The organism is Ruegeria sp. YKSF070, from assembly GCF_059612725.1.
Genome location: NZ_JBXWRD010000024.1, coordinates 48,546 through 70,161, shown reverse-complemented (window position 1 = coordinate 70,161; position 21,616 = coordinate 48,546). Strand labels below are relative to the sequence as shown.

Genomic DNA, 21,616 nt, shown 5'->3' with positions numbered 1-21,616 from the left:
GTCTGACCGGTGCCCGAGGATGGAAAATACTCGGTCACCACCTCACACGGCTTGTCATAACTGTCCCAGCCAAGCGCACCGTAGAGCATCGCGGTATCGTGCATCGACCCCTCGCCGCAGCAAAAGCGGGCATAATCGCCCAGCATCTTCAGAAACGTCGCATGATCGCCGCGCTTCCACATCTCCAGCACATGCAGGTCCATCTGCCGGTTGAACTCGGAGCTGATGGTGAAGGTGCCGTTGTTGGCGGCGTAATCCTTGTTGGGCCAGATCTTGTGCGACAAGGAGCCAGAGGCGACCAGCAAAACCTTGCTGTCGCTTGCCTCGACCGCAGCGCGGATCGCCTCGCCCACGATGCGGCTTTCGTCATGGTCGTGCACCGTGCACCAGGCGGCGACCGAGACCACCTTCATCCGGTGTTCCCGGCTCATGAACCGTATCGGCACCAGCGTGCCGTATTCCAGTTCCAGACTGTCCAGATGATGCGCCAGCGTATGGGCACCGCGCGCGCTGGCCTCCTTGGCGATGGCATCGCCAAGACCCGGATTGCCCTCATAGTCATAGGGCATGTTCTGGATGAACTGCGGAAACTCGTTCGAGGTGAACAGCCCCTGAAACCGGTTGTTCGCGTTGATGTGGAACCCAGCATTGATCACCCAATGGGTGTCGCAGATCACCACGGTATCGGCGCCAAGCGCGCGGGCGCGGCGGGCGATCTCCAGATGCCCGTCGATGGCCGCCTGTCGCTTGCCTTTCACGGGCCCCTCCTGCTCCGACATCAGCATGGTCGGCACATGGGTGCATTTGGCGGCAAGGACGATTTCTCCCATTTCTCTCCTCCGTCACGGGATGGTCGCGCGTTTCCCGGTGGGTGGTTCAGGCGCCGAGGCGCTGGATCTTGTGCTGGCCGGTGGCAAAGCCGACGTGCTTCTGCTCCATGTAGAATTCAAACGACCAGTCGCCGCCGTCGCGGCCGATGCCGCTGGCCTTGACCCCGCCAAAGGGGGTGGGCAGGTGGCGCACGTTTTCTGAGTTCACCCAGATCATCCCGGCCTCCAGCTTGTCGGTAAAGCGCAGCGCGCGGGTCAGGTCGTTGGTCCAGAGATAGCCGGTCAGCCCATAGGGCGTGTCATTGGCGATTTGCAGCGCCTCTTCTTCCGTCGAGAACGGGATCGAGGTCAGCACCGGGCCAAAGATCTCTTCACGCGCGATTCGCATCTGGTTATTGGCGCCGGTGAACAGGGTGGGGCGCACGAAATAGCCCTGATCGCCCACCACCTCGCCGCCCGCCGCGACGGTGGCACCGTCCTGACGGGCAATGTCGAAATAGCTGGTAACCTTGGCAAAATGCTCCTCGCCGATCAGCGGCCCGATCTCGGTCGCCGGATCCAGCGGATGGCCCACCTTGATGTTGTTCACCCGTTCGACCAGGCGTGCCTCGAACTCTTCGCGGAGCGTGTCCTGCACAAGCAAACGCGAGGACGAGGTGCAGCGCTCGCCGTTGATCGAGTAGATCATGAAGATCACCGCATCCAGCGCCCGCTCGATATCGGCATCGTCGAACACGATCACCGGGTTCTTGCCGCCCAGTTCCAGATGCACACGTTTCAGCGTGTCGGCGCCCTGTTTCACGATCAGACTGCCGGTGCGGCTTTCGCCGACAAAGGCCACGGCCTTGATCAGCGGATGCTCGGTCAGCGCCTTGCCCGCATCCTCGCCAAACCCGTTGACCAGGTTCAGCACACCGGGGGGCAGGCCCGCCTCTTCGGCGATCTCGATCAGCAGCCGCGCGCTCAGCGGGCTGAGTTCGGCGGGCTTGTGCACCACCGTGCAGCCAGCGGCCAGCGCTGGCGCGATCTTCCACGTGGACAGCATGAACGGCGTGTTCCACGGCGTGATCACCCCCACCGGCCCGATCGGCACCCGCGTGGTGATATTCATCAAAGTGGGCGATTTCAGATGCTGGCCATCGCGCGCCTGCACCACCTGATCGGCGAAATATCGGAAATTCTCGGCCCCGCGCAGCGCCGCCTTGGACATGAAGCGCCAGGCCTGCCCGGTGTCCCAACATTCGCAGAGCGCGATCTCCTCGGCCCGCGCCTCGATTCTTTCGGCGATGCGGATCAGGATGGCACGCCGCTCGGTCGCGGGCATGTCGCGCCAGGCGGGAAAGGCCGCATGCGCGGCCTGCGCCGCCTTTTCCACATCGGCGGCATCGGCCCGCGCCACCGAACAGATCACCGACTTGTCGACCGGAGACGTGCTGTCGAACCGACCCGCGCCGCCCGGCATGTCCTGACCGCCGATCCGGTTCATCACCCCGTCGCGGCGGAATCGCTCCAGATGTCGGTCAAGGTCGGCCAGCCGTGTGGTCAGGTCGGGCATCGGGGGTGTCTCCTGCGGTAGTTTATTATTCACATGTTAATGAAAATAGTAGCGCGAGTCAACCGGGCGGCAGGCGTGATACTGCTGCGCTGCGGCATTTCCGCCCGGCCTGTTTCGGCAAATCTGCAAACTTGGATTGGAAAAACGCCTGTTAGCGACCAAACAACCGGGAAAATCCGACACAAATCTGCCAAGTGTGTTTGATTTCGCCGCCCCCCTCCCGTAAAGCTGCGCGCCAAGCGGGACATTATGGACATCAGATGCCTCGGCATCATGCGAAGCTCTCAGGGTTTCCGGGTATTTGCCCGGGCCGTCCCATGAAATAGGTAGGGCCCGCGACGGGATTCGGACACGAGAAGACGTAGCGATCATATGCAGAATTTCAGATTGAAAAAGGGATTGAACCTGCCGGTGAAAGGCGCACCGGTTCAGACCATTCATCCCGGCCCGGCGATCGGCTCGGTGGCCGTTCTGGGCGCCGATTATCTGGGGCTGAAACCCCGTATGCTGGTGCAGGAAGGCGACGAGGTCCGTCGCGGCACGCCGCTCCTTTGTCACAAGGACGCGCCCGAGGCGATGATGGTCGCGCCGGTGACGGGCCGCGTCGCCGCGATCAATCGCGGCGCGCGTCGGGTGTTGCAAAGCGTGGTGATCGAGGTCAGCGATGCCGCCGATCCCGGCCTCGATTTCGCCACCACCGGCAATGGCAAGACGCGTGAGGGCCTGACCGAGAAGCTCTGTGCCGCAGGTCTGTGGACCGCGTTCCGTACCCGGCCCTATTCCAAGATGCCGGTGCCGGGCGACACGCCCGACGCGATCTTTGTCACCGCGATGGAAAGCGAGCCGCTGGCCGCAGATGCCGCCACCATCGTCGCCGACGCGGGCAGCGCCTTTGCCAGCGGTCTGGCGGCGGTCGCGCTGCTGACCGACGGGCCGACCTGGCTGTGTCACAAGCCCGGCGATGCGATCCCCGGCGGCGATGTGGCGGGCGTATCAGTGGCCACCTTCGACGGGCCCCACCCGGCGGGGCTGGCGGGCACCCATATCCATTTCCTGGCACCGCTGTCATCGGAAAAATCGGTCTGGACCATCGGGTATCAGGACGTGATCGCGATCGGGCGGCTGCTGGAAACCGGCCATCTCGACCCGTCGATGGTGATTGCCCTTTCAGGGCCCGCCGCGCGCGAGCCGCGCCTGATCCGCACCATCATGGGCGCTTCGACCGGCGATCTGGCCACCGCCGAGATCAGTGTCGACGCACCGGTGCGGGTGATCTCGGGCTCGATCCTGAGCGGACGGCAGGCCGAGGGGCCGTTTGGCTATCTGGGCCGGTTCGCCCGGCAGGTGACCCTGATCGAGGAAGACCGCAAACAGCACACGATGGGATGGATCCTGCCGATGCCGTCGAAATTCGCGGTGCAGCCGGTGCTGGGCTCGGCGTTCTCGCGCAAGCTTTATGCTCTGACCTCGAACCTGAACGGGGGCCGCCGCGCCATGGTGCCGACCGGCACGTTCGAAGAGCTGATGCCGCAGGATTACCTGCCCACTCAACTGCTACGCGCGCTTCTGGTGATGGACACCGACACCGCGCAGGCACTGGGCGCGCTCGAGCTGGACGAAGAGGACCTGGGCCTTGTCGGCTTTGCCTGTCCGGCGAAATACGAATACGGGCTGGCGCTGCGCGACAGCCTCTCCAAGATCGAAAAGGAGGGCTGAGCCCATGGGGTTGCGCAACTTCTTTGACCGGATCGAGCCGAATTTCACCAAGGGCGGCAAATACGAAAAGCTGTTCCCCATCTACGAGATGGTCGAAAGCTTTATCTATACGCCCAAGACGGTGACGACGGCGGCGCCGCATGCCCGGTCTTATGTCGATATGAAGCGGATCATGACCTATGTCGTGATCGCCACCATCCCCTGCATCCTGTGGGGCATGTGGAACACCGGCTATCAGGCCAACTCGGCCATCGCCATGCTGGGGGCCGATGCGGCCACCGGCTGGCGCATCGCCATTCTTCAGACACTCGGCATCTCGCTGGATGCGGCCAACCCTCTGGCCAATGTGGCGCATGGGTTCCTGTATTTCCTGCCGATCTACCTGACCACGCTGATCGTCGGCGGCATCTGGGAGGTGGTCTTTGCCACCGTGCGCGGCCATGAGGTGAACGAGGGTTTTCTGGTCACCTCCATGCTCTACACCCTGATCATGCCGGCCAGCGCGCCGCTGTGGCAGGTCGCGCTTGGCATCTCGTTCGGGGTTGTGATCGGCAAGGAAGTGTTTGGCGGCACCGGCAAGAACTTTCTCAACCCCGCGCTGGTCGGGCGTGCGTTCCTATATTTCGCCTATCCCGCCAACATGTCTGGCGACAGCGTCTGGACTCCGGTCGACGGGTTTTCCGGCGCCACCGCGCTGGCGGTGTCGGCGGCGGATGGCTATCAGCAGCTGGCGGCCAACGGCATCACCTGGATGGACGCGTTCTATGGCACCATTCAGGGCAGCTTTGGCGAAACTTCGACACTCGCCTGCCTGATCGGGCTTGCCTTCCTGCTGATGACGAAAATCGCCAACTGGCGCCTGATCGTCGGTTGCATGGCGGGCATGATCGGCTTTTCGCTGCTGCTCAATGTCATCGGGTCGGACAGCAACCCGATGTTCGCCATGCCCTGGTACTGGCACCTGGTGCTGGGCGGCTATGCCTTTGGCCTGGCCTTCATGGTGACCGAGCCTGTTTCGGCGAGCCACACCAATACCGGCCGCTACATCTATGGCGCGCTGATCGGGGTCATGGTGGTGCTGATCCGGGTGATCAACCCGGCCTTCCCCGAGGGGATGATGCTCGCCATCCTGTTCGGCAACGTGTTTGCGCCGCTGATCGACTATTTCGTCGTGCAGGCCAATATCAAACGGAGGGCGCGCCGCCATGTCTGAGACCGAGAGCAAGGGCGTGATCGCCCGTTTCCTCGCCGCGCCGCCGGATTCGGTGGGCAAGACCATCTTTGTCGCCGTGGCCGTCTGTCTGGTCGCCTCGATGATCGTGTCCTCGGCCGCCGTCGCCCTGCGCCCGGTGCAAGAGGTCAACAAGCTCAAGGACAAGCAGATGAACATTCTGCAGGTCGCGGGGCTGTTCGAGCCGGGTCAGAACGTGGCCGAGGCCTTCAAGGCGTTCGAACCGCAGGTGCTGGAACTGGCCACCGGCCAGTTTACCGACCAGTTCGATGCGGCCACGTTCGATGACAAGGCCGCCGCCAACGACGCCGAGCTGAGCCGCGCGCTGGATGACGACCCCGCCGGGATCGGCCGTCAGGCGCTTTACCGCACCGTCTATCTGCTGCGGGACGAGGCCGGTGGCATCGACAAGGTGATCCTGCCGATCCACGGCTATGGCCTGTGGTCAACGCTCTATGGCTTTATCGCGGTCGAAGAGAACGGCAACGACATCTTTGGCCTACAATTCTATCAGCATGGCGAAACGCCGGGCCTGGGCGCCGAGGTGGACAACCCGCGCTGGAAGGCGATGTGGAACGGCAAGAAGCTGCGCGACGATGCGGGTGAATTGCAAATCACCGTCGCCAAATCGCAGCCCGCCGCCGGTGCCGATTTCTATGTCGATGCGCTGGCCGGCGCCACGCTGACCTCGGTCGGGGTGGACAACCTGGTGCGGTTCTGGATGGGCGAGCAAGGCTATGCGCCCTTCCTCGAGGCCCTGAAAGCGGGAGAGATCTGATGAGCCAGACCAAGAGAGAACTGCTGGTCGATCCGCTGGTCGACAACAACCCGATCACGCTTCAGGTGCTGGGCATCTGCTCGGCGCTGGCGGTCACCTCGTCGCTGCAGGTTGCCTTTGTCATGGCGCTGGCGGTGACCTTTGTGACGGCGTTCTCGTCCTTCTTCATTTCGATCTTGCGCAACCAGATCCCCAGCTCGATCCGGATCATCGTGCAGATGGTGATCATCGCCAGCCTCGTGATCCTGGTCGACCAGATCCTCAAGGCCTATGCCTTTGAAATCTCGAAAACCCTGTCGGTCTTCGTCGGCCTGATCATCACCAACTGCATCGTGATGGGCCGGGCCGAGGCATTTGCGATGAAGAACCCGCCGGTTGCCTCGTTCATCGACGGGGTGGGCAACGGGCTTGGATATGGGCTGATCCTGTTGCTGGTGGGCGTGATCCGCGAACTGTTCGGATCGGGCAGCCTCTTTGGCGTCACCATCCTGCAAACGGTCAACAATGGCGGCTGGTATGTGCCCAACGGGCTGCTGCTGCTGCCGCCCTCGGCGTTCTTCGTGATCGGCCTGTTGATCTGGGCCTTCCGCACCTGGAAGCCCAAGCAGGTCGAGGAACGTGAATTCAAGATCCAGTCGGTGGAGGCACATTGATGGAAGGGCTGATTTCCCTAGCGGTCAAGGCCGTATTCGTCGAGAACCTGGCACTCAGCTTCTTTCTCGGCATGTGTACCTTTATCGCGGTGTCCAAGAAGATCTCGACCGCACTCGGCCTTGGTATCTCGGTCATGGTGGTGCAGGCGATCACCGTGCCGGCCAACAACCTTCTGCTGAATACGCTCTTGAAACCCGGCGCGCTGGCCTGGGCGGGCTTTCCGGATGTGGATCTGACCTTTCTCGGTCTGATCTCGTATATCGGGGTGATCGCGGCGATGGTGCAGATCCTCGAGATGATCCTCGATAAGTATTTCCCGCCGCTCTACAACGCGCTAGGCATCTTTCTGCCGCTGATCACGGTGAACTGCGCCATTCTGGGCGGTTCGCTGTTCATGGTGGAGCGTGATTACAACTTTGCCGAGGCGACGACCTATGGCCTGTCCTCGGGCTTTGGCTGGGCGCTGGCCATCACCGCCATGGCAGGGGTGCGGGAGAAGCTGAAATATTCCGACGTGCCTGACGGGCTTCAGGGTCTGGGCATCACCTTTATCACTGCGGGGCTGATGGCGATGGCCTTCATGTCCTTCTCGGGCGTCAAACTGTAAGGGGGCGGACAGATGGAAACCTTTTCGCTGGGCGTCGTCCTCTTTACCCTGATCGTGATTGCGCTGGTTGGCGTGATCCTGATGGCCCGCTCGCGGCTGGTCTCGACCGGCAATGTCAACATCACCATCAACGGGGAAAAGACCATCTCGGTGCCCGCCGGTGGCAAGCTGTTGCAGACGCTGGCGGCTGAAAAGCTGTTCGTGCCGTCGGCCTGCGGCGGCGGCGGCACCTGCGCGCAATGCCGGGTCAAGGTGCATTCGGGGGGCGGCTCGATCCTGCCTACCGAGGAAAGCCATATCACCAAGCGCGAGGCCGCCTGTGGTGACCGCCTGTCCTGTCAGGTCGCGGTCAAGCAGGACATGGATATCGAGGTGCCGGAAGAGGTGTTCGGCGTCAAGAAATGGCGTTGCAAGGTGCGCTCGAATGACAACGTCGCCACCTTTATCAAGGCGCTGGTGCTGGAACTGCCCGAGGGCGAGAACGTCAATTTCCGCGCCGGCGGCTATATCCAGATCGAGGCGCCCGCGCACCAGCTGTCCTATACCGATTTCGATGTTCAGGACGAGTATCGCGAAGACTGGGACCGTTTCAATCTGTGGCAGTACAAATCCGTCGTGGATGAGCCTGTCGAGCGCGCCTATTCGATGGCCAACTACCCCGAGGAGAAGGGCATCATCATGCTCAACGTCCGGGTGGCGTCGCCCCCGCCGGGCAGCAGCGACATTCCGGCGGGCAAAATGTCGTCCTACATCTTCAATCTCAAGCCGGGCGATGAGGTCACCATCTCGGGCCCCTTCGGCGAGTTCTTTGCCCGTGATACCGACAAGGAAATGGTGTTCATCGGCGGTGGCGCCGGCATGGCACCGATGCGCAGCCATATCTTCGATCAGCTCAAGCGGCTGAAGAGCAAGCGCAAGATCTCGTTCTGGTATGGCGCACGGTCCAAGAAAGAGATGTTCTTTGTCGAAGATTTCGACATGCTGGCCGCCGAGAACCCGAATTTCGAATGGCATGTGGCCCTGTCGGACGCGCAGCCCGAGGATGACTGGAAAGGCTATACCGGCTTCATCCACAACGTGCTGTTCGAAGAGTATCTCAAGAACCACCCCGCGCCCGAGGATTGCGAGTTCTACATGTGCGGTCCGCCGATCATGAACCAGTCGGTGATCAACATGCTGCTGGATCTGGGCGTGGATCGCGAAGACATCATGCTCGACGATTTCGGCGGATAAATTGGGAACCGGCGCAGCGATGCGCCGGTTTTTTCATGCCGGGGCTGCCCATGGTTCGTTCCGGGCACATCGCCTCGGGATCAGCTCTTTCGAAACAGCGGTTTTCCAGGCTCCGCCGGGCAAGAGCATCAGGCTCGGCACAACATGCTCATACGGCGGGGATGCGTCCGGCTCCGCGAACGGTTTCCAAAGATGGGGCACACCGCAACCGGGCTGACCCGGTTCAGGCCGATATCAGCTGAACGAGGTGCGTGTCCGGTTGGCAAAGGCCACCAGCGACAGCATTACCGGCACCTCAACCAGAACTCCGACCACCGTGGCCAGCGCGGCGCCGGAATTCAGGCCGAAAAGGCTGATCGCCACCGCGACCGCAAGCTCGAAGAAATTCGAGGTGCCGATCAATGCACAGGGGGCTGCGATCCGGTGCGGAACCCGCAGCGCCCACGCCGATGCATATGCCAGCGCGAAAATACCATAGGACTGGATCAGGATCGGCACCGCGATCAGCGCGATAACCTGAGGCCGGTCAAGGATCACCTGCCCCTGAAGGCCGAACAGGATGACAACCGTCGCAATCAGGCCCAGGATCGACCATGGCTTGACCCTGTCTCGAAACCGGTCGATGCGCTCTGCACTGCCAAGCCGCCGCCGCGTCCAGATACCTGCCGCGAGCGGCAGCGCGACAAACAGCACGACCGAGAGAAACAGCGTCTCCCATGGCACGGCGATATCCGTGACGCCCAACAGAAAGGCGACGATGGGCGCAAAGGCGAAGACCATGACCACATCGTTTACCGAAACCTGCAACAGCGTATAGCTCTCGTCACCACGCGTAAGCTGAGACCATACGAACACCATTGCCGTACAGGGCGCAGCCCCAAGCAGGATGAGCCCCGCAATGTATTGTTGTGCATCTTCGGGTGCGATGAGATCGGCAAAGACATAGTCAAAGAACACAACGCCAAGCGCGGCCATCGTGAACGGCTTGATCAGCCAGTTCACCGCCAACGTGATTGCCAAACCCTTTGGCTGTTTCGCCGCGCCTTTGAGGCTGCCGGGATCGACCCCCACCATCATCGGGTAGACCATTGCCCAGATCAGAACCGCAACCACCAGGTTGACGTTGGCAATTTCGGCGGCGGCAACCGCCTCTACCAGACCGGGAACCGCGCTGCCCATCAGGATCCCGGCGGCCATCGCCAGCGCGATCCAAAGAGAGAGATACCGCTCGAAGACACTCATCGGAGGTCAAATACCCTGCTGCGCGAACCAAATCGAGAACTTGCGCCCGCAATTTCCAGAAGATCGGCGGCTTTGCTCGTATCCCGGTTTTCGCCGTGACCGGCAAGGATGACGCGCGTCGCAAAAGCCGCCTTCGACTTCAGATCTGGTTTCGGGGTCCGACCCTAACCGACGATCATCTGCTTCATTTTCAGCGCCTCGTATTCAAGTTCGCGCAGGCGGAAATTCACCACATCGCCGATGGTGACCATGCCGCAAAGCTTGCCGTCGCGCAGCACCGGCAGGTGACGGAACCGGCCTTCGGTCATCCGTTTCAGCACCGCGTTCAGCGTTTCGTCCGGCGCACAGGTCTGGACTTCGCTGGTCATCAGGCCCTCGACCTGTTGCGGCAGCGTCTGGCCCGGCGTGTCCGCCATGCGGCGTACGATGTCGCGTTCGGACAGGATACCCACCAAGGCGCCGTTCTGGTCGGTCACCAGCACCGCCCCGATCCGCTTTTCCTTCAACACGTTGACGACCTGGCCAATCGTGTCGCCGGGCCGGACCGAGAACACCGCGTCGCCCTTGCCGCCGAGCAGATCGGCAACGGTCGATTGTGACTGCGCCAGGTTCGAACTGGTCGACTGGCTATAGGTCGTCTTGTCGGCCTTGTCGCCACGGGTCGGGGCCTGATATGAGGATGGGGCCATGGGCTGGGACTCCTGCTTTCTTGTTGCGCGTTGCCCCATCTTACCCCGGCATCCCGATCCGCAAAGGGCCAATCGGCCGCAGACAGGACAAAACCGCAGCCCGCCCATGTTCGACACCCTGTACCTGACCCCGGCCAGCGCCGCGCTGATCTTCTTTGTGGTCGTGGTTTGCGGCCATGGCTACCGCAAAAGCTGGAAGGCCGAGCCGCCCGCGCCACGCTGGCATCTCTGGGCCTATGGGGTACCGGCGGCAATCGGTCTTCTGACGCTGGCCTTCCTGCCGCTCAAGGGCTGAGCCGGTTTGACTCCACCGCGCCGCTGGCCTATGCCGCAGCAGCGAAATATCCGAGGTTGGCCCATGTTCCGTTGGCTTGCACTGCCCGTTGCCCTCATGCTGTCCGGCTGTCTTTTCGATGCCGAGCCGGAGGTGGTGAAACTCTCTGGCGACACGATGGGAACGACCTATCATATCACGGCCATCGGCGAAGACCTGGACCCCGAAGCGCTGGGGGCCGCAGTCGAGGCGACATTGGCCGACGTGAACGCCAAAATGTCGAACTGGGACCCGAAATCCGAGGTTTCGACCTTTTCGGCCCGCACCGACACGGCGCCGATGCCGGTCTCGCCGGAATTTGTCACCGTGATCGGGGCTGCCAATCAGGTTCATGCGCAATCGGGTGGCAAGTTCGACATCACGCTGGGCCCGCTGATCGAGCTGTGGGGTTTTGGTCCGCGCAAGCCCGAGGATCCGATCCCTTCGGATGCCGAGATTACTGCTGCGCTTGAGGGCGTCGGACAGGCGCGGCTGCTGACGCTGGATACGGCCGCTGGCACGCTGGCCAAGGCGCGGCCCGAGACCGGCATCAACCTCAGCGCCATCGCCAAGGGATACGGTGTCGACGCGGTGGCAGAGACGTTGCGCGGGTTCGAGATCGACGACTACATGGTCGAAATCGGCGGCGATCTGGTGACACGCGGCAAGAACGACAAGGGCGAGGCCTGGCGCATCGGCATCGAGCGGCCCGACCATGGCGCGCAAAGCGTGCAACTGGTGGTGCCGGTCAGTGATTACGGCATGGCGACCTCGGGCGACTATCGCAATTTTTTCGAGCATGAGGGCCAGCGCTATTCGCATATTCTCGATCCGGTCACCGGGCGCCCTGTCACCCATCGCACCACCTCGGTCACGGTGATTGCCGACAGCGCCATGATGGCCGATGCCTGGGCCACCGCGATGCTGGTACTGGGGCTGGACCAGGGGCTGAAGGTCGCAGAGGCGCATAAACTTGCCGTGTTCTTCATCGAAAGGGATGCGCAAGACGGCGCCGAGGCCTATATGACGGCGCAGAGCAGCGCATTCGCCGATCTGCTGAACGACGCCGAGTGACACCGCGAAAGGGTTTCGCCATGACGACCTTCCTGCTGGCCTTCTTTCTGCTGATGATTGTCGTGCTGGGCATGTCTCTGGGCGTGATGCTGATGGGCAAGCGGATCAAGGGCAGCTGTGGCGGGCTGAATGCGATCTCGGGTGCGGATCGCTGCGTCGTCTGCTCCAAGGAAATTGATCCGGACAGCCCGCTGCGCGAGCGGCTTCAATGTCCGCGCGCCCGCAAGATGGCGGAACAGATGCAGCAGACCGACTAACCCCCGCAGGATCAGTCGCGCACCAGGAAGCCCGACGAGATATTGGTGGCCATGCGAATGGCCTGGGTGCGGTTGTCGCAATTGGATTTCGACAGGATCGACTTGACCTGCGAGTTGATCGTGTCGAGAGAACGCCCCCGCTCTTCGGCGATCTGCTTGTTGGTCTTTCCCTCTGCCATCAGTTCGAACACCGCGCATTCGGCCTCGCTCAGATCGAACAGGGCGGCAATCGTGGGCATTTCCAGCCGATAGGTGCGGCTGGTATCTGTGCTCATCAGCAGGAACCCATCCACCGCGCCATCTCCCAGTTCATCTGCTTTGTGAAGCGGCGAAATATCGATGCACAGCGCTTCGCCGATACATGCGGCGGCCTGTTGATCGGCCTCCAGCGCCTCCTTGCGGGGGCGGGCACCGAACCTGCCGTGTTGCAGCGGGCTGCCCAGCAGGGCCCGTGCCCGGCTCAGGTCGTCATCGCTGCGAAAGCTCAGCTTGCCATGTGGGTCGCGGCGGAATACGCCGCTTTCTTCGGTCTGACGGCGGAATTCCTCGTTTCCGGCAACGACATTCATGCGATTGTCCAGGACGCAGAACCCCACGTCCAGCTTGTCGAGCGCGCTCAGCACCGTCCGGTGCCGTTTCATCACGGCCTGTACCGGACGTCCGATGCTGAGAGCCTTGGCGATATGCGGCAGCAGCCGCGAGGCCCGCGCCAGACGTTCCGGCAGATCGTCAGAGGCGTCGGACCCGAATTGCATCGAGAACCGGTCGTGGAATAGCTGATCCTTGTTCAGCAGCGCGCCGCAGCGGTAACGGATGCCATATTGCATCATCGTCTTCTGGTTGGGGCGTGCCAACAGTTCGGCTTCGGACGAGGCCAACACCGAGTCCGGGATCAGCTGAATGTCGTCCGAGGCGCGGGAATGACGCGCAAAGATGGCCTGATCGGCGATCTCCAGATCGTTGTGCTGGCTCAGATACCCTTCGACCAGTTCCATCTGATAGGTGTCGCTGAAATGCGAGGCCAGCAGATGCGGCCGGTCTCCGGGCGTTTCGACCTCGAAGATCATTGCGCCGATGCCACCGGCATAATGCGCGATTCGGGTCAGAAGATCCGGCCATTTTCCCGGGTCCAGCGCGGCATCGTATATGGAAAGAACGAGTTGATCGTGCTGGTCAGTTGGGGCCATGGGTCTTGGTGATTCGACTGGACTTCTAAGGAATATAACGTGTTTCACCATTTCGGGTGATTATTGTCACCTATCCAATCTTTACCCTACGTCCCATTGATAGCTGAGAGTGAGTGGCTTGGCGAAAATCATAGTCGTGCTGAGTTGGTGCCCGTTCAAGGCCGTTCACCGAACCGTACAGGGTCCCGCCGGGGAAATTACGACCCGGTCCTGAGCCTAGAGCGGTTGGAAGCGGGTCACCACTCAGCATTCCATGTGATCTGGGACCTCAGGGTTTAGAGACCAAATAATTGAAAAAGATATTTGAAAAACACGCAAGAGCAGCGGCAGAGTGGTGTTGCCGCCCTTTCGTTTCCATCCCCTTGAGGCAAGAGACGCGTACGGGGCAGAAGACCGGAGATAGATTGATGATTTCGAGACATGTGATTGGTATCGCCCTGGCAACCGGGCTCGCCGCCATTGCCGCGCCCGCAGCACAAGCGCAATCGGGATGGAGCGTCTGCCGCGACGTCGAATGCCTGGATCAGGGTTGGAACGACGCGCAGCGCCGCTGGTGGTATACCACCACTCAGGGTTCGCGTCTGTTGCCGCTGTCCTGGATGCGCGCGCTGGAACAACCCGGCGACGGGGATGGGGCGATCCGCGCCTTTCTGGACCGCTCCTATATGGACGAGCTGGGCTATATCGCCAATCCCGACCCGGTGCACAATCCCGAGGGGCTGCCGCTGGGCTGGGTGGTAGATCAGGACAAGACCCTGGATGCCGACCTGATGTGCGATACCTTCCCGGAAACCTGCGACGCGCTGACCATGCGCGAACCCTGGGTCGGGCTGACCTGCTCGGCCTGCCACACCAACGAGATTACTCATCAGGGCCGTCGCCTGCGGGTCGAGGGCGCGCCGACGCTGGCCGATTTCCAGCGGATGGAAGAGGACCTGTTGCAGGCGCTCAAGGACACGGTGGCCGATCGCGACCGGTTCGACCGTTTCGCGCGCGGGGTGCTGGGGGCCGATCAGACGATCGACGGGCGCGAGTCGCTGGAACTGCAACTCAACGAACAGATCGTCTGGCAACAGGCGCTGGCCGACAAGAACGCAGCACCCAAGGTGCGCTATGGCCATGCCCGGCTGGATGCGCAGGGCCATATCCTGAACAAGGTGGCGCTGACCATCCGCCACCCGAACCAGATCACCAATGTGCTGGCCGACGCGCCGGCCAGCTATCCACATATCTGGAACACCTCACAGCAGGACCAGCTGCAATGGAACGGCATCGCGCCGCGCATGTTCAAGATCCGGTTCCTGGGTGAGAACACCGAGTTGGGCGCGCTGGTGCGCAATACCTCCGAGGTGATTGGCGTCTTTGCTCATCTCGAAACGGACAAGTCCAAGGTCCTGCGCGGCTATCCCTCAAGCGCCCGGGTGCGCGAGCTGATTTCGCTGGAACGCCAGCTCGAAAGCCTGCAATCACCACGCTGGCCCGAGGAGATGCTGGGTGCCATCGACTGGGATCTCGCAGCGCGTGGGCGCGAGGTCTTTACCCGCAAGATCGACGGTGAAAGCTGCGCCGACTGCCACAGCCACATGGCGCCGACCGATACCAGCAGCAATATGAAAATCAGCATGACGCCGCTGGCAGAGTTGGGGACGGATGTGTTCACCACCTGCAATACCTTCCTGCATCGCTCGAAATCGGGCAATTTCGGCGGCCAGCTTGTGGACACGAAATTCACCCGCATCGACCGGGATGAGGACTATACCCGCCTGATGCTGGTCAACGCGACCGTGGGCACCATCCGTGGCAAGTTGTTCGAGGTTCTGGCTGCGATCCTGGGCGAGGATGACCGACCCAGCGGGATTCGCACCGAGACCGGGCTGGTGACCGAATACCTTCCCGGTGTCAGCGACGCGAAGAAGAAAGCCGATGCCGAGGAATGCCTGACGCAGGAGCATCCCCTCTTGGCTTACAAGGCCCGTTCGTTGAACGGGATCTGGGCCACCGCGCCCTATCTGCATAATGGTTCGGTGCCGACGCTCTATGACCTGCTGTTGCCCGCGCGCATGCGCAACGTCGCCACCGCGCTTGACGCGGAACTGCCCGAGGACGCGGCCACCCGGCCCGAGGTCTTTGGCGTCGGCAGCCGCGAGTTTGACCCGGTCAAGGTCGGTTTCGTGTCGGGTCTTGACCAGAACCCGTTCACCTTCCGCGCCCGGGGCGAGGATGGCGAGCCGATCCCGGGCAACTTCAATTCGGGCCACGATTATGGCACCGCGGGTTTGAGCGAGGAGGACCGCCGCGCGTTGGTCGAATACCTCAAGACGCTGTAACCAGGCGGTGCGCCTTCGGCGCGCTCAGGGTCTCGTCGTCGTTCCTCCTCCTCGGCGCGGGACGAGAGGTGACGTATCCTCGCCCCGGCTGCGCGGCTTGCCGGGTGCGGCGCCTCCGGCGGGAGTATTGTGAACCAGAAAGAAGCAGGGACCCTCTTGTTTCTTTCTGGTCGGAAATACTCCAGGGGGTCTGGGGGGCTGGTCCCCCAGCGCGGTCGTCAGGATCAACCGCCCAGATGGGTGCCCAACAGGTAGGCAAGTGCGCAGAGCCCCACGCTGGCGAGGATGTTGACGGCGGCGCTGGCGATCGAGCGGGCGCGATGCAGGTCGAGCGTCTGATAGGCAAAGCTGGAGAAGGTGGTGAAGCCGCCACAGAAACCGAGGATCAGCTGGCGGCTTTGGTCCGGGTCCGCTGCACCGCTTGCGGGTTGGCCGAGCCAAATACCCAGCAGAAGGGTTCCCAGCACATTGACCACCAGGGTTGCGAGCGGCAGGTCATGTGTCACACGACGCGCGACCCAGTGGCGCAGGACCGCCCCGAGACCGCCGCCGAGTGCAAAGAGCGCATGCAGGGCAAAGGTCGTCAACGTCGTGCCTCGCGGCCGCGCCCCAGCGCTTCGCCCAGGATGGCGGCGGCAAGGCCCGCGGCGATTTCCACCGTCATGGCGATGAGGCCGATGGACCAGCCGCCGGAATTTGTGAGCCGGTCCAGTTCGAGGATGAATGAGGAAAAGGTCGAAAGACCTCCGCAAAACCCTACCGCGCCCAGGTGCAACAGATGGGGGTGCAGCCGATGGCGGATGGCATAAAGCCAGCCAAGCAGGAAACACGCGGCGATGTTGATGCCGAAGGTGGCAGTGAGGAAGGGCAGTCCTGGCAGTTGGGCTCCCAAGAGTTCACGCAGGACAGAGCCTGTTGCCCCGCCTGCAAATACCGCCAGATAGCTGCCCGCCCTTTGTCTCATTGGGCTCGCATAGCTGGGTGTCCGACCGTTTTCAATTCCGCGCCGTTGCCGGAAGCCCGAGAAGCTCACGTGCCTGCTGCCAGGTGGCGACCGGGCGCTGGTATTTCTCGCACAACTCGACGCTGCGCCGTACCAATGCAGCGTTCGAGGGCGCAAGCGTTTGCCGGTCGAGGCGGATATTGTCCTCAAGCCCTGTACGCGTGTGTCCGCCTGCCGCGATTGCCCATTCGTTTACCGCCAGTTGATTGGCGCCGATCCCGGCGGCACACCATTCGGCCCGAGGGGCGCGGGTCTGCATCATCCGGACGTAGAAATCGAACACTTCGCGATCGGCAGGCATCGCGTTCTTCACCCCCATCACGAATTGCACATAGAGCTTGCCGTAGAGCAGCCCGTGCCCGTGCATGTCGATGGCGCGCAGGATATGGCTGAGATCGAAGGCCTCGATTTCCGGGGTGACCTGATGGGTTCGCATCTCGGAGGCCAGCCATTCGACCAGGTCGGGCGGGTTCTCGTAGACGCGGGTCGGGAAGTTGTTGGACCCGACCGAGAGCGAGGCCATGTCAGGTTTCAGTGGCAGCATGCCACCGCGCGCCCGACCGGCCCCTGACCGACCACCGGTCGAGAGTTGCACGATCATACCCGGGCAATGTTTGTGCAGCCCCTCCATCAGCCGGGCAAAACGGTCTGGATCGCTGGTGGGGGTGCCGTCATCATTGCGCACATGGCAATGGGCGATGGTGGCGCCGGCCTCGAACGCCTCATGTGTGCTCTCAATCTGTTCGCTGACCGAGATCGGCACGGCGGGATTGTCGGCCTTGGTGGGAACGGAGCCGGTGATTGCAACGCAGATGATGCAGGGCTTGTCCATGGGCAGTCTCCGGTCTCAGATATCGAAAAAGACGGTTTCCTGCGGGCCTTGCAGGTGAATGTCGAAGCGGTAGAGCGGTTTGCCCTCGCGTTCGTCGCGCGCTGCGATCAGGGTGGTGCGGCGGTTTTTCCATTCGATCAGGTTCAGCACCGGGTCGGCGGCATTGGCATCGGCCTCGTCGCTGAAATAGAGCCGGGTGTTAAGGCCAATGTTGATGCCGCGCGCCACGATCCAGAGGGTCAGGTGCGGCGCCTGTTTTGAACCGTTGCGCCCGGGTACCGGGCCGGGTTTGACGGTGTCAAAACCCCACTCGCCGGTCTCGAAATCGGTAATCACCCGGCCCCAGCCGCGAAACCCGTCCTCGACCTCGCCGGCGTGTTCGGGATGGGCATGGATGCCGGCGGCATTGGCCTGCCAGACCTCGATCAGCACATCCTTGACCGGGCTGCCGGTGCCGTCGATGACCCGGCCTTCGACCCGGATACGCTCTCCGGCGGCATTGGGTCCGGCAATGTCCCAGCCCAGCTCACGGTCATAGATGTCGAAACCGGCGGCGCCTGGGGCCAAACCGATATGGACATAGGGACCGGCGGTCTGGGACGGTGTTTCCTTCAGATAGTCGAGTCTCTGGGACATGATCATCTCCTCTTTGTCGCGTTTCCGAACCGGAAAATCGGACTTCATTTTGCCTTGAAACGCTTCAGTTCCCCTCAAGCCGGTTCTCGAACAGGGTCGAACGGCGCCCGCGCAGGACTACGTCGAACCGGTAGGCTAGGCTATCGAAGGGGATTGCGGCATTCATGTCGAGCGGCGCGATCAGCCGGTCGACGGCGTCGGGGTCGGGGATGGTGTTGACGATCGGGCATTTGTGGATCAGCGGGTCGCCCTCGAAATAGAGCTGGGTGATCAGCCGCTGGGCAAAGGCGGTTCCGAAGATCGACATGTGGATATGGGCGGGTCGCCAGCTGTTGACCCAATTGCGCCAGGGATAGGCGCCGGGTTTGACGGTGCGAAAGTAGTAATAGCCGTTCTCGTCGGTCAGGGTGCGCCCGCAACCACCGAAATTGGGATCGATGGGGGCCAGATAGGTATCTTTCTTGTGGCGATACCGCCCGCCCGCATTGGCCTGCCAGATTTCCACCAGTGTGTTCGGCAGGGGCCGAGAATTTTCGTCGAAAATTCTCCCATGCAAGAGGATCCGCTCGCCGATGGCGCTTTGGCCCGTCTGGGCGTAGTTATGGATCAGGTCATTGTCGCCAGCTCCGATATCGGTATGGCCGAAAACCGGTCCGGTTATCTCGCTCACCGTGTTCTCGAGGCTGATCAATGCCTGCCGGGGAGAGCGCGCAACCGAGGTCTTGTAGTCGGGGACATGCGCGGGCGGGTGCCAGGCGCGGTCGCGCTGGTAGAATTCGCCGGGTTTGGTCATCTGGGCTGTCTCCTCTTGGCTGGGCCGTTCGCGCTCCGGTCCGCTCACTCCGCTTCCATCTCGTCATAGGTCTGTCGCGCCAGCTTCAGCGCCTGATTGGCGCGCGGCACGCCGGCATAGATCGCCACATGCTGGAAGGCCTCCAGCACGTCCTGCTTGCTGGCGCCGGTACGGGCGGTGGCACGGATGTGCATGGGAATTTCGTCGAAATTCCCCAGCGCCGCCAACAGCGCCAGTGTCAGCATCGACCGGTCCCGGTCGCTGATCCCGTCCGATGCCCAGACCGTGCCCCAGGCACCTTCGGTGATCAGCGTCTGGAACGGGCTTTCGAACTCGGTCCGGTTCGCCTCGGCCCGGTCGACATAAGCGTCACCCAGCACCTGGCGGCGTACCTTCATTCCGTTGTCATAGCGTTCAGACATTCGTCTTCCTTTCCGCCATGCCCTAGTAGGGCAGACCGACATAGTTCTGTGCAAGCACCGTTTGCGCATCGCGGCTGTCGCGCAGGAATTCCAGTTCGGCCCGCTGGATGCGCAGGTCGAATTCGGTCTGTTCGGGAAAACGGTGCAATAGCTTGGTCATCCACCAGCTGAACCGCTGGGTTTTCCAGATGCGGGCCAGCGCCTGTTCGGAATAGCGATCAATCCCCTCGGTCTCGCCGGTCTCGAACACCTGCACCAGCGCGTGATACAGGTAATGGATATCGCTCGCCGCCGTGTTCAGCCCCTTGGCGCCGGTTGGCGGCACGATATGGGCCGCATCCCCGCAAAGGAACAGCCGCCCCCAGCGCATCGGTTCGCAGACAAAGGACCGGAGCGGCGCGATGGATTTCTCGATCGATGGTCCGGTGACCAGCCGGTCCCCCAGTGCGCGCGGCAACCGCTGTCGGAACTCGGTCCAGAAGGCATCATCGCTCCAGTCGGTCACCTTGTCGGACAGCGCACATTGGATGTAGTAGCGGCTGAGCGTGGCGTTGCGCATGGAACAAAGGGCAAAGCCGCGCTCGGACAAGCTATAGAGCACTTCGTCGCTCACAGGTGGCGTTTCGGACAACAGCCCCAGCCATCCAAACGGATAGACCTGTTCATATTCCTTGCGGATGCCGGCCGGAATGGTTTGTCGGCTGATCCCGTGGAACCCATCGCAGCCCGCAACATAGTCGCAGTCGATCCGGTGTTCGGTGCCGTCACTGCTGTAGGTGACATAGGGCGCGTCGCTGTCGGCATCGTGGATCGTGACACCCTCGGCATTGAACACCGTCTTGCCGCCCACAGCATCGCGGGCGTCATACAGATCATGCGTCAGTTCGGTCTGGCCATAGACTACCACGTGTCGCCCGATCAGATCCTCGAAACTGATGCGGATCTGTTCCTCGCCATGGGCCAGGATGGTGCCGTGATGCACGAAACCTTCGCGGTCCATCCGCTCGGCGACACCGGCCTCGCGCATCAGGTTGACGAATCCCGCCTCAAGCACACCGGCCCGGATGCGGCCCAGCACATGCGCGCGTGACTGGCGTTCCAGTACCACCGTGTCGATGCCCTTGCGATGCAACAGCTGCCCCAGCAGCAAGCCCGAAGGGCCACCTCCGACAATCACTATTTGCGTGCGCATCGTGTTTCCTCCCGTTCAGAACAGGATGAATGATTGAATGCGTGATGTAAAATGAGTAGTAAGGCAACTTAATTTCCAAAATAGGAAAGTTAATGATCGACCGCCGCATCAAGTTCCGCCACATCCAGTGCTTTGTGGAAATCGCGCGCGAGGGCAGTCTGAAGACGGCGGCGGAAAAGCTGTTCCTGACCCAGCCGGCCATGTCCAAGACCCTGAAGGAGCTGGAAGAGATCACCGGCACCACCCTGATGCGCCGCAGCCGGGCCGGGGTGGAGCTGACCAAGCCCGGAGAGGTGTTTCTGCATTTTGCCCGAATGTCACTGGCCAGCCTGCAACAGGGGCTCGACGGGATTGAAACCGAGGGGCGCCGCCAGCGGGAAACGCTGTCGGTGGGTGCCTTGCCCAGCGTGGCGGCCTATCTGATGCCGCGGGCGGTGGGCGAATTCGCGAGACTGGCACCTCATGCGCTGTTGCGGATCCAGGACGGGCCGCATGGCTATCTGGTCGAACGGCTGCGTTTGGGGACGCTGGATCTGGTGATCGGGCGGATGGGTCCGCCCGAGACGATGCAGGGGCTTTCGTTTACCCAGCTCTATCAGGAACAGGTGGTGTTTGTGGTGCGCCCCGGTCATCCGCTGCTAGCCGCGCCCGATCTGGCGCGGGTGGCCGACTGGCCGGTGATCTATCCGCCGCCCGGCGCCGCGATCCGGCCGTTGGTCGAGCAGATGCTGATCGCAAACGGGATCGGCGAGTTTCCCAACCGGCTGGAAACCGTCTCGGGCGCGTTTGGCCGGGTGCATACACGCCGCTCGGATGCGGTCTGGATTATCTCGCGCGGGGTGGTTGCCAACGAGATTGCCGAGGGGCGGCTGGTGGCGTTGCCGTTCCAGACCGGGTTGACCCGGGGGCCGGTGGGGTTGATGACGCGGCCCGACAGGCCGGATAGCCCGGTGGCGCAGCTCTTTGCGCTTGCGTTGCGGAATGTGATCGCAGCCGAGGCGGGGGCCTGACCAAAGTCAAGTAAACGGCGCGGCGGGGCGCATAG

At 62.3% G+C, this 21,616-nt stretch carries 23 protein-coding genes; 11 read left to right on the top strand and 12 right to left on the bottom strand.

The genetic code is table 11. The annotated features are described in order from the left end of the window. Both hpaD and hpaE read right to left on the bottom strand, forming a co-directional pair. A partial coding sequence (hpaD, locus tag AC2FL1_RS13375; RefSeq protein ID WP_496877272.1) for a 3,4-dihydroxyphenylacetate 2,3-dioxygenase occupies positions 1 to 830 on the bottom strand: 830 nt, incomplete at its 3' end. 46 nt (positions 831 to 876) lie between these two features. Beyond that, positions 877 to 2,385, bottom strand: a complete 1,509-nt coding sequence (gene hpaE, locus AC2FL1_RS13370) for a 5-carboxymethyl-2-hydroxymuconate semialdehyde dehydrogenase (protein WP_496877271.1) — start codon at positions 2,383 to 2,385, stop codon at positions 877 to 879. Positions 2,386 to 2,757: 372 nt separating this feature from the next. Here hpaE and AC2FL1_RS13365 point away from each other — a divergent pair, with 372 nt between their 5' ends. From AC2FL1_RS13365 to nqrF, 6 genes are read left to right on the top strand one after another with little or no spacing between them, the layout of a single operon-like run. Then, positions 2,758 to 4,101: a Na(+)-translocating NADH-quinone reductase subunit A gene (locus tag AC2FL1_RS13365; RefSeq protein WP_496877270.1), complete on the top strand. Its 1,344-nt coding sequence runs from the start codon at positions 2,758 to 2,760 to the stop codon at positions 4,099 to 4,101. A 4-nt stretch (positions 4,102 to 4,105) separates the two neighbouring features. Continuing rightward, complete coding sequence (locus tag AC2FL1_RS13360; protein WP_496877269.1) at positions 4,106 to 5,314, top strand: NADH:ubiquinone reductase (Na(+)-transporting) subunit B; 1,209 nt, start codon at positions 4,106 to 4,108, stop codon at positions 5,312 to 5,314. Then, on the top strand, positions 5,307 to 6,110 hold the full coding sequence (locus AC2FL1_RS13355) for a Na(+)-translocating NADH-quinone reductase subunit C (RefSeq protein WP_496877268.1): 804 nt from the start codon (positions 5,307 to 5,309) through the stop codon (positions 6,108 to 6,110). The genes AC2FL1_RS13360 and AC2FL1_RS13355 overlap by 8 nt, the downstream gene beginning before the upstream one ends. Next, entirely contained in the window at positions 6,110 to 6,763 is a 654-nt protein-coding gene (locus AC2FL1_RS13350) for an NADH:ubiquinone reductase (Na(+)-transporting) subunit D (RefSeq protein ID WP_496877267.1), read from the top strand. The genes AC2FL1_RS13355 and AC2FL1_RS13350 overlap by 1 nt, the downstream gene beginning before the upstream one ends. Beyond that, the gene (gene nqrE, locus AC2FL1_RS13345; protein ID WP_011241816.1) at positions 6,763 to 7,371 is read left to right on the top strand and encodes an NADH:ubiquinone reductase (Na(+)-transporting) subunit E; all 609 of its coding nucleotides are present in this window, start codon (positions 6,763 to 6,765) and stop codon (positions 7,369 to 7,371) included. The genes AC2FL1_RS13350 and nqrE overlap by 1 nt, the downstream gene beginning before the upstream one ends. Positions 7,372 to 7,383: 12 nt before the next feature. Further along, positions 7,384 to 8,604, top strand: coding sequence for an NADH:ubiquinone reductase (Na(+)-transporting) subunit F (nqrF, locus tag AC2FL1_RS13340; protein WP_496827015.1), 1,221 nt, complete (start codon positions 7,384 to 7,386; stop codon positions 8,602 to 8,604). 234 nt (positions 8,605 to 8,838) lie between these two features. Here the strand turns inward: nqrF and arsB are convergent, their stop codons facing one another. Together arsB and AC2FL1_RS13330 are read right to left on the bottom strand one after the other, a co-directional pair. Continuing rightward, a complete protein-coding gene (gene arsB, locus AC2FL1_RS13335; protein WP_496877266.1) occupies positions 8,839 to 9,846 on the bottom strand; it encodes an ACR3 family arsenite efflux transporter in 1,008 nt (335 codons plus the stop codon). A gap of 164 nt (positions 9,847 to 10,010) precedes the next feature. Then, positions 10,011 to 10,535 (bottom strand): CBS domain-containing protein, encoded by a 525-nt coding sequence (locus AC2FL1_RS13330; RefSeq protein WP_496877265.1) that lies wholly within the window; start codon positions 10,533 to 10,535, stop codon positions 10,011 to 10,013. Between the two features lie 106 nt (positions 10,536 to 10,641). On the opposite strand from AC2FL1_RS13330, the gene AC2FL1_RS13325 reads away from it, so the two are divergent. From AC2FL1_RS13325 to nqrM, 3 genes are all read left to right on the top strand, one after another. Next, a complete protein-coding gene (locus AC2FL1_RS13325) occupies positions 10,642 to 10,830 on the top strand; it encodes a hypothetical protein (RefSeq protein ID WP_234221135.1) in 189 nt (62 codons plus the stop codon). 63 nt (positions 10,831 to 10,893) lie between these two features. Further along, positions 10,894 to 11,922, top strand: coding sequence for an FAD:protein FMN transferase (locus AC2FL1_RS13320; protein ID WP_496877264.1), 1,029 nt, complete (start codon positions 10,894 to 10,896; stop codon positions 11,920 to 11,922). Between the two features lie 20 nt (positions 11,923 to 11,942). Then, entirely contained in the window at positions 11,943 to 12,179 is a 237-nt protein-coding gene (nqrM, locus tag AC2FL1_RS13315) for a (Na+)-NQR maturation NqrM (RefSeq protein WP_496877263.1), read from the top strand. A gap of 11 nt (positions 12,180 to 12,190) precedes the next feature. Here nqrM and AC2FL1_RS13310 read toward each other — a convergent pair whose 3' ends face one another. After that, the gene (locus tag AC2FL1_RS13310) at positions 12,191 to 13,366 is read right to left on the bottom strand and encodes a helix-turn-helix transcriptional regulator (RefSeq protein WP_496877262.1); all 1,176 of its coding nucleotides are present in this window, start codon (positions 13,364 to 13,366) and stop codon (positions 12,191 to 12,193) included. Between the two features lie 407 nt (positions 13,367 to 13,773). Here AC2FL1_RS13310 and AC2FL1_RS13305 point away from each other — a divergent pair, with 407 nt between their 5' ends. Next, positions 13,774 to 15,693, top strand: a complete 1,920-nt coding sequence (locus AC2FL1_RS13305; RefSeq protein WP_496877261.1) for a di-heme-cytochrome C peroxidase — start codon at positions 13,774 to 13,776, stop codon at positions 15,691 to 15,693. A 224-nt stretch (positions 15,694 to 15,917) separates the two neighbouring features. Here AC2FL1_RS13305 and crcB read toward each other — a convergent pair whose 3' ends face one another. The 7 genes from crcB to pobA form a co-directional block, all read right to left on the bottom strand. After that, positions 15,918 to 16,280: a fluoride efflux transporter CrcB gene (crcB, locus tag AC2FL1_RS13300; protein WP_496877260.1), complete on the bottom strand. Its 363-nt coding sequence runs from the start codon at positions 16,278 to 16,280 to the stop codon at positions 15,918 to 15,920. Then, entirely contained in the window at positions 16,277 to 16,657 is a 381-nt protein-coding gene (locus tag AC2FL1_RS13295; protein WP_496827029.1) for a FluC/FEX family fluoride channel, read from the bottom strand. Before AC2FL1_RS13295 ends, crcB begins: the two co-directional genes overlap by 4 nt. 31 nt (positions 16,658 to 16,688) lie before the next feature. Next, on the bottom strand, positions 16,689 to 17,528 hold the full coding sequence (locus AC2FL1_RS13290) for a 3-oxoadipate:acetyl-CoA acetyltransferase (protein ID WP_496877259.1): 840 nt from the start codon (positions 17,526 to 17,528) through the stop codon (positions 16,689 to 16,691). A 15-nt stretch (positions 17,529 to 17,543) separates the two neighbouring features. After that, entirely contained in the window at positions 17,544 to 18,164 is a 621-nt protein-coding gene (gene pcaG, locus AC2FL1_RS13285; RefSeq protein WP_496877258.1) for a protocatechuate 3,4-dioxygenase subunit alpha, read from the bottom strand. A 64-nt stretch (positions 18,165 to 18,228) separates the two neighbouring features. Beyond that, complete coding sequence (gene pcaH / locus AC2FL1_RS13280) at positions 18,229 to 18,957, bottom strand: protocatechuate 3,4-dioxygenase subunit beta (protein WP_496877257.1); 729 nt, start codon at positions 18,955 to 18,957, stop codon at positions 18,229 to 18,231. Positions 18,958 to 19,001: 44 nt separating this feature from the next. Then, positions 19,002 to 19,379, bottom strand: coding sequence for a 4-carboxymuconolactone decarboxylase (pcaC, locus tag AC2FL1_RS13275; protein ID WP_496827036.1), 378 nt, complete (start codon positions 19,377 to 19,379; stop codon positions 19,002 to 19,004). Between the two features lie 22 nt (positions 19,380 to 19,401). Next, a complete protein-coding gene (pobA, locus tag AC2FL1_RS13270; protein WP_496877256.1) occupies positions 19,402 to 20,571 on the bottom strand; it encodes a 4-hydroxybenzoate 3-monooxygenase in 1,170 nt (389 codons plus the stop codon). Between the two features lie 92 nt (positions 20,572 to 20,663). On the opposite strand from pobA, the gene pcaQ reads away from it, so the two are divergent. Continuing rightward, positions 20,664 to 21,581 (top strand): pca operon transcription factor PcaQ, encoded by a 918-nt coding sequence (gene pcaQ / locus AC2FL1_RS13265; RefSeq protein ID WP_496827040.1) that lies wholly within the window; start codon positions 20,664 to 20,666, stop codon positions 21,579 to 21,581. The last annotated feature ends 35 nt before the right edge of the window (positions 21,582 to 21,616 follow it).